This window comes from Solibacillus sp. FSL K6-4121 (genome assembly GCF_038002585.1).
In the GTDB taxonomy this organism is placed as follows: Bacteria; Bacillota; Bacilli; order Bacillales_A; family Planococcaceae; genus Solibacillus; species Solibacillus faecavium.
The window spans coordinates 1659244-1673712 of the sequence record NZ_JBBOCS010000002.1; the positions used below are offsets into that span (position 1 = coordinate 1659244).

At 36.7% G+C, this 14469-nt stretch carries 13 protein-coding genes; 5 read left to right on the plus strand and 8 right to left on the minus strand.

Annotation, left to right across the window (positions count from 1 at the left end):
- Nucleotides 1–16: 16 nt before the first annotated feature.
- Both argC and acsA read right to left on the minus strand, forming a co-directional pair.
- A complete protein-coding gene (argC, locus tag MHH95_RS18035) occupies nt 17–1051 on the minus strand; it encodes an N-acetyl-gamma-glutamyl-phosphate reductase (protein WP_340728699.1) in 1035 nt (344 codons plus the stop codon).
- 256 nt (nt 1052–1307) lie between these two features.
- Nucleotides 1308–3035 carry an acetate--CoA ligase gene (gene acsA / locus MHH95_RS18040; protein ID WP_340728700.1) on the minus strand — a complete coding sequence of 576 codons (1728 nt, stop codon included), beginning with the start codon at nt 3033–3035 and terminating at the stop codon, nt 1308–1310.
- Nucleotides 3036–3199: 164 nt separating this feature from the next.
- Here acsA and MHH95_RS18045 point away from each other — a divergent pair, with 164 nt between their 5' ends.
- From MHH95_RS18045 to MHH95_RS18060, 4 genes are all read left to right on the plus strand, one after another.
- Entirely contained in the window at nt 3200–3832 is a 633-nt protein-coding gene (locus MHH95_RS18045) for a GNAT family N-acetyltransferase (RefSeq protein WP_340728701.1), read from the plus strand.
- A 25-nt stretch (nt 3833–3857) separates the two neighbouring features.
- Nucleotides 3858–4505 (plus strand): acetoin utilization AcuB family protein, encoded by a 648-nt coding sequence (locus MHH95_RS18050; RefSeq protein ID WP_340728702.1) that lies wholly within the window; start codon nt 3858–3860, stop codon nt 4503–4505.
- On the plus strand, nt 4502–5665 hold the full coding sequence (locus MHH95_RS18055) for an acetoin utilization protein AcuC (protein ID WP_340728703.1): 1164 nt from the start codon (nt 4502–4504) through the stop codon (nt 5663–5665). The genes MHH95_RS18050 and MHH95_RS18055 overlap by 4 nt, the downstream gene beginning before the upstream one ends.
- Before the next feature lie 105 nt (nt 5666–5770).
- Nucleotides 5771–6184 (plus strand): universal stress protein, encoded by a 414-nt coding sequence (locus tag MHH95_RS18060; RefSeq protein ID WP_340728704.1) that lies wholly within the window; start codon nt 5771–5773, stop codon nt 6182–6184.
- Nucleotides 6185–6265: 81 nt separating this feature from the next.
- On the opposite strand, the gene ccpA is transcribed toward MHH95_RS18060, so the two are convergent.
- The 3 genes from ccpA to MHH95_RS18075 all read right to left on the minus strand — a co-directional run bounded on the left by ccpA (nt 6266) and on the right by MHH95_RS18075 (nt 9388).
- On the minus strand, nt 6266–7264 hold the full coding sequence (ccpA, locus tag MHH95_RS18065) for a catabolite control protein A (protein WP_340728705.1): 999 nt from the start codon (nt 7262–7264) through the stop codon (nt 6266–6268).
- A 156-nt stretch (nt 7265–7420) separates the two neighbouring features.
- Nucleotides 7421–8182: a 3-hydroxybutyrate dehydrogenase gene (locus MHH95_RS18070; protein WP_340728706.1), complete on the minus strand. Its 762-nt coding sequence runs from the start codon at nt 8180–8182 to the stop codon at nt 7421–7423.
- Between the two features lie 120 nt (nt 8183–8302).
- The gene (locus MHH95_RS18075) at nt 8303–9388 is read right to left on the minus strand and encodes a bifunctional 3-deoxy-7-phosphoheptulonate synthase/chorismate mutase (RefSeq protein WP_340728707.1); all 1086 of its coding nucleotides are present in this window, start codon (nt 9386–9388) and stop codon (nt 8303–8305) included.
- Nucleotides 9389–9566: 178 nt separating this feature from the next.
- Between MHH95_RS18075 and MHH95_RS18080 the strand changes: the two genes are divergently transcribed.
- The gene (locus MHH95_RS18080) at nt 9567–11714 is read left to right on the plus strand and encodes a cell division FtsA domain-containing protein (RefSeq protein ID WP_340728708.1); all 2148 of its coding nucleotides are present in this window, start codon (nt 9567–9569) and stop codon (nt 11712–11714) included.
- A 59-nt stretch (nt 11715–11773) separates the two neighbouring features.
- On the opposite strand, the gene MHH95_RS18085 is transcribed toward MHH95_RS18080, so the two are convergent.
- The 3 genes from MHH95_RS18085 to murC all read right to left on the minus strand — a co-directional run bounded on the left by MHH95_RS18085 (nt 11774) and on the right by murC (nt 14395).
- On the minus strand, nt 11774–12259 hold the full coding sequence (locus MHH95_RS18085; RefSeq protein ID WP_191700612.1) for a YtxH domain-containing protein: 486 nt from the start codon (nt 12257–12259) through the stop codon (nt 11774–11776).
- Between the two features lie 33 nt (nt 12260–12292).
- Nucleotides 12293–12808, minus strand: a complete 516-nt coding sequence (locus tag MHH95_RS18090) for a DUF948 domain-containing protein (protein WP_340728709.1) — start codon at nt 12806–12808, stop codon at nt 12293–12295.
- A 288-nt stretch (nt 12809–13096) separates the two neighbouring features.
- Nucleotides 13097–14395, minus strand: a complete 1299-nt coding sequence (gene murC, locus MHH95_RS18095; protein WP_340728710.1) for a UDP-N-acetylmuramate--L-alanine ligase — start codon at nt 14393–14395, stop codon at nt 13097–13099.
- Nucleotides 14396–14469 lie beyond the last annotated feature (74 nt).

The window sequence follows — 14469 nt, forward strand, 5'->3', positions numbered from 1 at the left end:
ATGTTCCTCCTAATGTTTAAATAAAGTACGGTACAAGTTGTAGGCCTGTTTGCTGTGGCAACCCAAACTGAACATTCATGTTTTGGATTGCCTGCCCTGCAGCCCCTTTTACTAAGTTATCGATAACCCCAATAATTGTTGCGCGATTCGTCCGTTCATCGAGCTTCACATAAATATCGCAATAATTCGAACCTTTTACGCGGTTAGTTCCAATAGATGACGCTTCCTGAATGACACGTACGAAAGGGTGATTCTCATACGTTGAAGTTAAACAATCAACTAATTGTTTTTGGGTCACACCTTCTGTTACCTGTGCATAGGAAGTTGCTAAAATCCCCCGTGTCATCGGTACTAAATGTGTGTTAAACGTAATAGTTGTTTCGGTATCGGTAAACATCGAAATCGCTTGCTCTATTTCAGGAATATGTTGATGCTCATTAATTTTATAGATTGAAAAGCTTTCATTCGCTTCACTGTAATGTGTAGTGTTTGATGGTTTATTGCCAGCGCCGGATATCCCACTCTTTGCATCAATAACTAAAAAACTTGGATCGATAAGCTGATGCTTTATAAGTGGCAGAATAGATAAGAGAACTGCTGTTGGATAGCATCCTGGGTTGGCAATTAAATCCGATTTCTTGATGGCCGCTTCATTCCACTCTGTTAATCCATATACACTTTTTTCAACTGCTTCTTTCGGTGCCGGCTTTTTTTTATACCAAGATTCATAGCTTTCAAGGTTTTTCAATCGAAAATCTCCTGATAAATCGATTAATTTAGGACCTCGATTTACTAAAGGTGGAAATAGAGTACTAGATACCCCAGACGGTGTACTTGCAAAGACAACATCGGATTTTGCTAATACATCGTAATCTATTTTCAATAATGGTTGATTATAAATATCTGTTAAGTGAGGGAATTTATCTGAAAATACTGTTCCTTCCTCAGATGATGTAAATAATCCTATTTCTTCTACTTCTTTATGGTTATGCAAGAAACGCAATAATTCCAGACCGCCATACCCTGTGGCACCAATAATACTTACTTTCATCTTTGTCACCTCTAATTTTTTTATTGCCAAAAAATACATTAATGAAATCTAAAAGATAAAAATAAGTATAGTTATGTATATTTATTTAGTCAACTGTATTTTTATATAATCATAGATAATTCCAAATTATCGTTCAATTATTTGAGTATTTAAGGTGAAAAGCACTAATTGCCTTTCTTATAGCCTCATTATATTAATAGTAAAAAAAGCGCCTACATATGTAAGCGCCCCATAGCATATGCAAATGTGAAAAGGATTAGTCTTCCATAGTGGATAAATCACCCGTTGGTAAGTTTAATTCCCATGCTTTCAATACCCGGCGCATGATTTTTCCACTTCGTGTTTTTGGCAACTTATCTTTAAATTCTATTTCACGTGGTGCTGCATGGGCAGATAATCCTGTTTTTACAAATTCTCTAATATTTGCTTCAAGTTCATCATTTGGCTCTACCCCTTCACGCAATGAAATGAATGCTTTAATGATTTCCCCGCGCACAGGATCCGGTTTTCCGATGACACCCGCTTCTATTACATCCGGATGTTCAAGTAATTTACTTTCTACCTCGAACGGACCGACACGCTCACCTGCCGTCATAATTACATCATCTACACGCCCTTGGAACCAAAAATATCCGTCCTCATCCTTATATGCTGAGTCACCTGATACGTACCATTCACCTTTTAAAAAATAAGAATTATATCGTTCAGGATTCCCCCAAATTTGGCGCATCATAGCTGGCCAGCCTTTTCGAATTGCTAAATTCCCCATTGTGTATGGTGGTACTTCATTTCCCTGATCATCCACAATCGTAGCATATACTCCCGGAACGGGTTTTCCCATAGATCCTGGTTTGATCTCCATTGCCGGGAAATTGCATATCATATGTCCGCCTGTTTCTGTCATCCACCATGTATCATGAATACGGTGATTTAGGATCTCCATTCCCCATTTCACAACTTCAGGGTTTAAAGGTTCCCCAACGGATAAAACATGTCGTAATGAAGATAGATTGTATTTGCTGATCATACTTGGACCAGCACCCATTAACATTCTGAATGCAGTTGGTGCACTATACCAAACAGTAACACCATATTCTTCAATCGCACCATACCATGCTTGCGGGCTGAAGCGACCACCAATAATTACATTAGTAACCCCATTCAACCAAGGTCCAAAAATACCATATGCTGTTCCTGTTACCCAACCTGGATCAGCTGTACACCAATAAATGTCATTCTCTTTTAAATCAAGTACCCATTGAGCGGTTTGATATTGCTGTACCATTGCATAATGCACATGCAATACACCTTTTGGAGTACCGGTAGAACCAGATGTATAATGTAAAATGGAGCCATCCTCTTTATCGACCCATTCAATGTCAAAATCTTGAGGTGCCTCTTTGAAATATTTATTAAAGTCCAATATTTTATCCGTTTCCTCAACATCTTCTCCAACTACAAAAATAGTCTTTAAATGTGGAAGCTTCTCGATAGGTACCCGATTTAATAATGATGGTGTTGTTATAATTGCAACTGCCTCACTATCCATTAAACGGTCATAAACGGCCCCTTCCATAAATGCCTCAAATAACGGTCCAACAATTGCCCCTATTTTTAATGCCCCTAATAAGCTGAAATAAAGCTCCGGTGTACGTGGCATGAATACAAATATACGATCCCCTTTTCGCAAATTTGCTTTCTCCTTCAGTACATTTGCCGCTTTATTCGAGTTGCGTTTCATATCAAAGAAAGAATATGACTCTTTTCGATGCCCATCATTATAATAAAGTGCTACTTTATTTTTCCGATGTGTTTCGACATGTCGATCTATTGCTTCATATGCAATATTAATCTTCCCCGTTTCATACCAAGAAAATGCCTTCTCAGTATTGACCCAATCATGATTTGCAGCTGCATCCTCATAATTTTTCAAATTATGTTCCCCTGGAATTACTGCTAGTTTTTCAACTGTTTTTGTCCCCATGAAATTTCCCCTTTCTTTAAAACATACAACCATTTTACAATAAAAATACTATAATGGGCAAAACATTTATAATTTTCTAACAATTTAGTTATTTATCGTAAAATAAAGCGTATTTTCGCATTAAATAGAGTATAATGGAGGTATTACAAGCAGGTGGTGTGATTATGAATCATGTAAAAAAATACTATTGTCTTGAATTCGAATCGAAGAATGGTAATGTTTTAGTGGAAGGGCCCGTTTCCTCAGAAAAACTTGCATCCTACTCATTACACGAAGACCTGAAAGCATTTCGACCTTCTCATCAACAGCATAAAGCACTAGTAGAAATTGCCGGACTAGAAGAGGGACGTATAATTATTATACGAAAAGATGATATTATCGTGGGCTATGTGACATATCTTTACCCTGATCCTTTAGAGCGGTGGGCAGAAGATCGTATTCCTAATATGATTGAACTTGGTGCTATTGAGGTAATACCCTCTTATAGAGGTACGGGTGCAGGAAAAAAACTGCTCGAAGTTTCCTTTATGGATGATGCTATGGAAGATTATTTAGTTATCACGACTGAATATTATTGGCATTGGGACCTCAAAGGAACAGGTTTATCAGTTTGGGATTATCGGAATATGATGGAGAGAATGATGACTACCGCCAATTTTGAATATTACGCTACAGACGACCCTGAAATAACGTCCCATCCTGCAAACTGTTTAATGGCTCGTGTCGGGTCACGTGTAGGAACCGAGACACTTGAAAGATTTGACAAACTTCGCTTTAGAAGTCGTTTCATGTATTAATTCTTATTGCAAAGGGGATTGAAAAATGATTGTCGAAGAAATTATGAAAAGGGAAATACATACACTACTTCCTGAAAATACGGTACGTGATGCTGTCCGACTGATGCGGGAAGAAAAAATCCGTCATGTACCAATTGTAAGTTTGGATAATATAGTTGTCGGAATAATTACTGATCATGATTTAAAAAATGCATTACCATCATGTTTACGAGAAGAGCCAAACTCCATTATTTATGATGCACCAATCGAAGAAATAATGGTAAAAAATCCGATAGTAGGCCACCCTTTAGATTTCGTGGAAGAAGTTGCAACAATATTTTATGATGCTAAAATCAGTTGTTTACCCATTGTATCTGCAGGTAAATTAGTTGGAATTGTAACAACAACAGATTTACTTTACACATATATTGAATTAACAGGAGCACATCAACCAGGTTCAAAAATAGATATTCGAGTGAACAATCAACCTGGAATGCTTTTTGAAATTTCAAAAGTATTTCAAGAAAATAAAGCAAATGTAGTAAGTGTTCTTGTATATCCCGATGGCGATAATACAAATTCCCGTATAGTAAGTGTCCGTTTACAAGTAATAAATCCGCTTCATATCATCGAGGATTTGCGTAAGCAAGGATACGATGTATTATGGCCGAACTTACCTGGCGTTTCACTATGAAAAAAGCTGTATTTATTTATTCTCCAGATCAACTTACTTACAAATTTTCGGACACACACCCGTTTAATCATAAACGACTACATTTAACAATTGATTTACTTAAGGATATCGGGGCTTTAAACGACGAAGATATCATTCCGGCCCGTGTTGCAACAGATGAAGAAATTGCTTTGGCTCATGACCCTCAGTATATTGAAATTGTAAAAAAAGCCGGTCATGGTGAATTAACCGCACAACAGGGTGAACCATTTGGAATTGGTACTGAGGATACGCCTATGTTCCGAAATATGCACGAAGCAAGTGCATTGCTTGTAGGGGGTACATTGCAGGCGGTCGACTCTGTTTTGCAGGGGAAATCACAGCATGCCCTAAATTTAGGAGGTGGACTGCACCATGGCTTCCGTGGAAGAGCTTCCGGTTTTTGTATATACAATGATAGCAGCGTTGCTATTAAATACATCCAGGAGAAGTATGGGCTTCGCGTTTTATATGTAGATACAGATGCCCATCATGGTGATGGTGTTCAATGGTCATTTTATGATGATCCCAATGTATGTACACTTTCTATCCATGAAACAGGTCGCTACTTATTTCCGGGTACAGGGAATATTACGGAACGTGGTAACGGCGAGGGCTATGGTACATCCTTTAATTTCCCAATTGATGCCTTTACAGAAGATGAGAGCTTCCTTGAAATATATGAGCAATCAATGCGTGAGGTATTTGAATTTTTTAAACCGGATGTAGTACTAACTCAAAACGGAGCAGATGCACACTATTTTGATCCTTTAACTCATTTGTATGGAACGATGAACATTTATAGGGAAATTCCAAAGCTTGCCCACAAATTGGCCCATGAATATTGCGGTGGTCGATGGATAGCTGTCGGTGGCGGAGGCTATGATATTTGGCGGGTAGTACCACGTGCTTGGTCACATATATGGACAGAAATGACTGACCAATCTACACCAACTGGTCCACTACCACAAAAATGGCTTGATAAATGGCAACAGGAATCACCTGTTCCTCTAATTCCGACTTGGGATGATCCAACACCTTTATATGAGGCTATTCCTCGTAAAGCAGAAATTGAAGAAAAAAATGCACGAATGCTTGAAAAAGCGCTACATATTATTCGTACAGAAAAGAATCGTTCTTAAAGGATGCTATACAATCTTTAGTCAAAGATTGTATAGTTTTTATTTTCCTAAAATAGGGATATTCCTATATACTAAAATAGAAAAAAGAAAATTGGGGGCTATTACATGTATAAACATATTTTACTGGCAATCGATGGTTCTGAAAATTCATTTCGTGCTGCAAAAGATGCTGTAGGTATTGCCACAGAGGACTCGTTGATTGAGATTATTTCTTCTATACCTACAGAAGCTATTTCAAATGAACCGTTACATATGGGAACCCTCACTCAAACAGATGAACAATATATTCAAAAATTATCGCGTGAAATTGATTATGTTAAAAATAATCATCCCCATTTAAAATTAACAATAGTACATGGTCCTGCAGGTCGAATGATTTCAAACTATGCTAACCATCACAATGTAGATTTAGTTATAATCGGTTGTCGTGGATTAAATACAATGCAGGAAATGGTATTTGGCAGTGTTAGTACATACGTATCCAAAAATGCTAATTGTTCTACTTTATTAGTAAAATAATTATTAGTGATTTACAAAATCCAAGTAGCATAGAACAAAAAATAACAAAAAGCCTGCCACATTGTTGTGACAGGCTTTTTGTTATTTACTTGAATCACGCTGTTCTATTCGATGTGGCAAGATGACATGCTGATCATCGACTTCTTCTTTATTCATATACTTCGTCAATAAACGCATTGCAACTGCCCCAATATCGTATAAAGGCAATACAACACTTGTTAATTGTGGGCGTACCATACGAGCCAATTTGGAATTTTCGAAGCTAATAATTTCCACATCTTCCGGTACCATTTTCCCGCTATCCTGAATTCCATGAACTAAACCAATTGCAAGTTCATCATTACCTACAAAAATAGCGGTAGGTGGGTTCTCAAGTTCGCTTAAATTTACCCAACTTTCCAGACCATCGTCATATGACCCATCCCCAGCAACAATTAATACTTCATCAATGGCAATATTTGCTTTTTGTAGGGCATCCTTATACGCTGCTAGTTTGCGTTCACCATTAACTGTATATTGTAAAGGACCCGAAACAAAAGCAATGCGCGTATGACCATTGTCAATTAGCATTTGAACTGCTTCCAAAGCTGCCTTGTAGTAATCGATATTCACAGATGCAACTTTTTCAGTTGAACTTATCGATCCAGCTAAAACTATCGGGACTGGACAAGCCTCTACTGCCCGTTGGAGCGTTTCCGTTACTTCCTCACTCATCATGACAATTCCATCTACTTGCTTTCCTAGCATAGTATCGAGTAATGTTAACTCTTTTTCTTCATTCTGATCTGAGTTTGCCAAAATAATATTATAGCGGTACATTGTTGCAATATCTTCTATACCACGTGCAAGCTCTGCATTTAAATTATTCGAAATGTCAGGGATAATGACACCTACTGATGTTGTTTTTTTACTAGCTAAGCCACGTGCTACTGCATTTGGACGATATTCAAGACGCTCAATCACTTCCAGCACTTTTTTTCTTGTAGCTGGCTTAACATTTTGATTTCCATTCACCACACGTGATACTGTTGCCATTGAAACATTTGCTTCACGCGCAACATCATAAATTGTGACAGTCAAAAAATCTCCCCCTTTAGCATGTTATACGGTTTTATTTTTTAAAGTAGATTGACTAATAATATGTATAGTTTTATCATATAATATTTTCATTTCTTTTTTCAATCTAAAACCTAGTGAATAACTAGTTTTAGCTATAAATATTGCAAAAAAATTATTTTACTGCACTGTATAACCTCCATCTAGGACAATTGCCTGTCCTGTCATGCCTTTTGCTGCCTCACTACATAAATATACAACCAATCCTGCTATTTCAGAAACATTTATCAATCGCTTTTGTGGTACTAAAGGATACAGCACTTGCTCTAATACATCTTCAACTGCTATATTTCTTGTTTTCGCTAAATCTTCAAATTGATTTCTTACAAGTTCAGTATCGACATAGCCAGGACAAATAGCATTGACCGTTATTCCATCTGTAGCGGTTTCTAGCGCTGCTACTTTTGTTAATCCGATCACTCCATGTTTTGCAGTATTATAACCGGCTTTTCCTGCAAAACCGACTAAACCATTAATGGAGGCTATATTAATTATTCTGCCAAATTTTTGTTGTTTCATAATCGGCAAAGCATATTTCATAAAAATAAATGGTGCGACAACCATCACCTTCTGCATCAATTCAAAAATTTCCGTATCAAACTGCTCAATTAGTGAGACATGTTGAAAGCCTGCATTGTTTATAACGATATGGAGTGCACCAAATTGGGAGATAACAGCGTCTATCGCTTCTTGTATTTGTAGTTCGTCACTGACATCACATACTAAAAAACTTAAATTTGGCTGTTCTTCAACAGCCTGTTTTAATCTTTCTTCATTTTTATCGGAAATTATGACCTTAACTCCATTGTTTGAAAGCTCTTTCGCAATTTCATATCCAATTCCTTGTGCAGCCCCTGTAATTAATGCAATCTTTTGCTCCATACAACTTCCCCTTTATAATACTATTTAGAAAAAATTGTAATTTAATACGCATCAACAGTCAATTAAATATAGCGCAAAAAAGGCTATGTTGAATAAATTCAACATAGCCTTTATCAAATATTATTTTGATACTTCGTATTGCTTCATGAATTTTAAAATTTCATCATAATATGCATTGAAAGTAGGAATATCCATTTGCTGTTGTTGATCAGATAATGCAATTGATGGATCTGGATGTACTTCCGCCATGACACCGTCTGCTCCAATAGCAATTGCAGCCTTAGAACATGGTAACAGTAAATCACGACGTCCTGTTGAATGCGTTACGTCTACCATGACTGGTAAATGTGTTTCTTGCTTTAAAATAGGAACTGCTGAAATATCTAAAGTGTTACGTGTTGCTTTTTCGTATGTACGAATACCACGTTCACATAAAATAATATTTTCATTTCCTTTTGACATAATATATTCTGCAGCATGGATGAACTCATCGATTGTCGCTGCCAAACCACGTTTCAATAGGACAGGTTTATTTGTTGAACCTGCTGCTTTTAATAACTCAAAGTTTTGCATATTGCGGGCACCGATTTGAATTACATCGATATAGTCCAGTGCATGCTCCAAGTCAGAAGGCGTTACGATTTCTGTAATAACTCCTAAACCATATTCTTTTGAGACTTCTTTTAATATTTTTAATCCATCTAATCCTAAACCTTGGAAATCATATGGAGACGTACGCGGCTTGTATGCACCGCCACGAATTAATTTTAATCCTTTTTCCTGGATAGAGGCAGCTACTGCAGCAACTTGCTCATATGACTCAACTGCACATGGTCCAAATACAAATGAAGGTGTTCCAGATCCAACTAATTCACCATTAATATTAATGACAGTATCTTCTGACTTTTCTTTTCGTGATACTAGTAATTCTTTTTTCTTTTCTGCTTCTAATTGTTTTAATGCTGTTTTGAAGATTTGTTTAAAAATATAATCAACCGTCATCTGATTTAATGGACCATTGTTATTCTTTTTAATTAAATCAAGCATATGGCGCTCACGAAGCGGGTCATAGCGATTAACGCCCTGTTTCTCTTTTATTTTACCTATTTCCTCTACAACGGTTGCACGTTCGTTAACCAACCGTAAAATTTCTAAGTTTAAGCTGTCAATCTGACTACGTAAGCTTTCTAAATCCTGTTGACTCATATTCCTCTACCCCTCTTCTTTGCGTATCCAACTCTTTCAGATAACTTAAAAGTGTGATACATTTTTAAGTAATAAACTTATTATAATCAATCTACTGTAGAATGTCACGTCTTTTTAATTTAGCGATTCAACTCGCTAAAGTATATTGTAATAATAAATTGAAAGGAAGCGTTATCATATGACAAATAAATTGTTTGCACTTGATATCGGGACGCGCTCAGTTGTTGGCATTATTTTAGAACAACACGAAGATAAATATCATGTCGCTGATATTTTAGTGAAGGAACATAAAGAACGTGCAATGGTAGATGGTCAAATACATAACGTCCTGTATGTTGCAGAACTAATACAGGAGATTAAAATCAAGTTAGAAGAAGCACATGGGCCATTAAAAAAAGTCAGTGTCGCAGCAGCGGGTCGAGCATTAAAAACGGAGCAAGCACTTGTCACACTCTCAATTAAAAATAGACCAATTTTTACTGAAGAAGATATTAATAGGTTAGAACTTCAAGCTGTCCAACAAGCCCAGCAGCAATTATTACAGCATAAAGAAGATGTAAAAAACAATCATTACTATTGTGTCGGTTATTCCGTTTTATATTTCCGTTTAGACGGCGAAGAAATTGGCAGCTTACTTGATCAGCAAGGTGATGAAGCTTCTGTGGAAGTTATCGCAACATTCTTGCCGCGTGTAGTTGTTGAATCACTTCTAGCTGCTTTAAAACGTGCGGATTTGGAAATGGAAGCTTTAACTTTAGAGCCCATTGCAGCGATTAATGTCCTCATTCCTCCAACAATGCGTCGGTTGAATGTGGCGCTCGTTGATATTGGTGCGGGTACTTCGGATATTGCAATTACCGATAAAAGTACTGTTGTTGCTTACGGAATGGTACCAACTGCCGGCGACGAAATTACTGAAAGCTTAAGTGACCACTACTTATTGGACTTCCCAATAGCTGAAATAACAAAACGCCAAATGCATACAAATGAAGAGATTTTAATTCAGGATATTTTAGGATTTGACGAATATATTCCACGTGCAGAAGTCGTAAAAGCTATTTATCCAGCAATTGAAAATCTAGCAAAATCTATTGGTGAGGAAATTTTACGTTTAAATAATAATGTTCCTCCTAAAGCGGTTATGCTCGTAGGTGGCGGGAGCTTAACCCCCCATCTTCCGGAAGAGCTTGGGAAAATATTGAATCTGCCTGCGAATCGTGTAGCAGTTCGCGATGTAAATGCTATTCAGAATTTAACACGTGCAGAACATATTCCAGCAACACCTGAACTTGTCACACCGATAGGCATTGCAATTGCAGCACAAAAATCGCCGATTCATTACATGTCCATCACAGTAAACGATCAAGTGGTTCGTTTATTCGAATTAAAAGAAATGACAGTTGGCGATGCCTTTTTAGCCGCGAATATCCGTGCAAAGCAGTTGTACGGCAGATTAGGTCACGGTTTATCTATTACAGTGAATGGTCAAAATGTATTTGTACCGGGAGAACATGGACAGCCTGCACAAATAATTTTGAATGGGGAAATTGCTTCCACTAAAACACAAATAAAAAATGGCGATAAAATTCAACTTATTCCTGGAAAAGACGGTGCTGATGCATGTGCCACAGTTCGTGACATTATTGATGAGGCAGCTGTTAAAAAGATAACTATTGGTGAGGAAAAATACATAATAGAGCCAAAAGTAATAATAAATGAAAAAGCGGTAAAATTGGATACACCTATACAGGATCGTGATGTCATTGTTGTCCAAACAATTGCAACGGTAGAAGATGCTTTTAGCAGTACGAATAATACGAAACATCTCCAACAGTTTAGTTCTTATTGTGTTCATCTGGATGGTAAACCCGTTTATTTACCGGAGTTTTCTTCGCAACTTTTTATAAATGGAAAGCCTGCTAAAATTCATTATCCTATCCAAACAGGGGATGTAATTTCCTTTGAGCAAATTAAGTTGCCTTCCGCAGAACAAATAGCGGCTTCCTTAAATTTGCTTTTGGAGGAAAAAGTGATTGTCACATTCCAACAGGAACAAGTAGAACTTGCCAAAACAGCACGGGAGTTTTACGTCAATGGTCAAGTTGTTCAAAGTACTTCAACTGTACCAAATGGTGCTACGATTAAAATTATTGAAAAGGATACGGGGAAGTGGATTTACCAGGATGTTTTCCGTTTTTCAACTTGGCAGCTTCCTACCACATTTAAAGGTTCTTTCACGATTTTACGAAATGGACAGCCTTCTACATTTGATGCGGAAATATTCGGTGGTGACCAGTTAGAAATTCAGCTCTCAGAAGTTAAATAATAATTGAATGTCAGTAATATAAAAAGGCTTCCAATGTTTATTGGAAGCCTTTCGCATGGTTACATATCAGTATGACGTGTAGAGTTTGCAAGATCTGGATCTGTATTTAAAGTATCAGGATCTGCATTTTCAGCAGCTATTGCCTGAGATTTCGGATCATCTACTTTATCTACTTCGTCTAAAGGTAATGGTTCTTCCCCTTCTGAAGATGCTGTTCCATCGTCAAATACTGGTGGTTGTTTTGTTGTTTTCCCTTTTACTTTTTCAACAATTGATGAAGATTGTTCTTTTAATTGAGTAGATAGTTGAGCAGTCTTTTCCTTTGCTGTTCCTGAAAGCTCTATACTTTTATCTTTCAAAGTTACAGCTTGTACAGCAACATCGTTACGCATTTCACTGCCTGTTTTTGGAGCTAATAATAATGCAGTGGCTACCCCTACTATTCCACCAACTAATGCGCCAATCACAAAATCTTTTACATGAATTTTTTCATCATCATAAATTGAATCATTAATCTGTTGATAGTTAACTCGTTTTTCTTCCATCACAATACTCCCCCTTGACATTTTAAAATAATTTTACCCATTATTCCTTTTCAAAAACCCAAATTTTGATTTTGCACTCATATTTGGTGGTGTTTCATTTGTTTTAGTACTCGTATAAATTACATCTTCATCGTTAATTGGCTTGCGCTGACGCCATTGATCTGCGATACCCATTGCGACATTACTCCACTGAACGACTTGTGCAATTTTATCTTCATTTTTATGAACTTCTGTGGAAATTGATGTAGTAATACGTTGTACTGAAGAATTTAAACTATTTACAGAATCGCCTACTCCTTTAACTGCATGAACTACAGAATTTAACTTCTCCGACTTATCTGAAATATCATCAGCCAATGCATTTGTTTTTGTAAGTAAGCTCGTCGTCTCACGGGTAATGCCTTCCATTTGCCCTTCAATTCCAGCAACTGTCCCGGCAATAGAATTTAATGTATTCTTTACAGAAAACAGTGTCATACCGATGCTTACACATAATACTAAAAATCCGATTGCAGCTACTAATGCAGCGATATAAAGTAGTACTTCCATAATGTTACCTCCTATATCTAGTCCATTTAAACATTCGACAAAAAACCTGACAATCCTTTTCTTTGAAAAACATATTTCGCCAAAACTACAGGAAATATTAGTTTTTCATTCGTGAAATAACTACAACGATATATTTTTTTACTTCACTCAAAAATGAATGTGCCTTTTGTCCATATTGTCATATTTCCCAATCTATCAGTTAATAAAACCCTTTATAATTATTAGTTCTATCATTTATGTATGAAAAACAGCTTATCCTCTAATCCAGGTTAAGCTGCTTTTCTTTTTTTATTTCAAAATAGCTTCAAAAGCATCTTGATATTTATGAACATCTCCCGCTCCCATGAAAAGGAATACGGCATTTCCATGCTTTTTAAGATCTTGAATTGTATCAAGAGTCAATACAGTGCACCCTTCGATTAGGCATGCTAAATCATCAATGGAAAGTTCACCTTGTTTTTCACGAGCAGAACCAAATATATCACATAAATATGTCTTATCTGCCCCACTTAAACTATCCGCAAAATCTTGCAAAAAGGCTTTTGTTCGAGTAAATGTATGTGGTTGGAATATCGCAACAATATTACGCTCCGGATATTTTTGTCGTGCGGATTGCAAAGTTGCTGCAATTTCAGTAGGATGGTGTGCATAATCGTCCACTAAAACAACGTCGCCAATTTTTGTTTCTGTAAAGCGGCGTTTTACCCCACCATAAGTATTAAGTCGTTCCTGAATTAAATTTGCTGGGATACCCTCATAATGACAAAGCGAAATAACCGCTAATGAGTTTAAAATTGTATGATCTCCAAATAGTGGAATAAAGAACTTACTGTAAAACTCATTACGAACATATACATCAAACTTAGTACCTTCTGTTGTTTTCTCAATATTTCGGGCTGAAAAATCATTGGCTGAATCAAAACCATAATACACAACAGGTACATTTGCCTGAATTTTTTGAAGCTGTTCATCATCTCCGCATGCAATGATTGCTTTATTTACTTGTAAAGCTAGTTGCTGAAATGCGTCATAAACATCATCTATACTCGTAAAATAGTCAGGGTGATCAAAATCAATATTTGTCATCACTGCATAATCCGGATGATAGGCTAAAAAGTGTCGGCGGTATTCGCATGCTTCCATTACAAAGTACGATGCATCCTGTGCACCAGAACCCGTACCATCACCTATTAAATAAGAAGTTGGCATATAGCCACCTACAACATGACTCATTAATCCAGTTGTTGATGTTTTACCGTGCGCACCAGTAATAGCAATAGATGTATAGCGATTACTATACTCTCCTAAAAACTTATGGTAACGGATTACCTCTAAACCTAATTCACGTGCACGTACCAATTCTGGATGGTCATCATTAAATGCATTACCTGCAATTATTGTTAAGCCTTCTTTAATATTATTTTCATCAAAAGTAAGAATTTCTATTCCTCGATCACGTAAAGGTTGCTCTGTAAAATAATACGTATCAACATCAGAACCCTGTACTTGCTCTCCAGCATCAAATAAAATTTGCGCAAGTGAACTCATTCCTGAACCTTTAATACCTGTAAAATGATAGCGTGTCATTATTGTTAAAACCCTCCTAGGATACATTGATCCCATTGAAATTATCAATTTGTTGTTTTCAAAGTTATGCATAC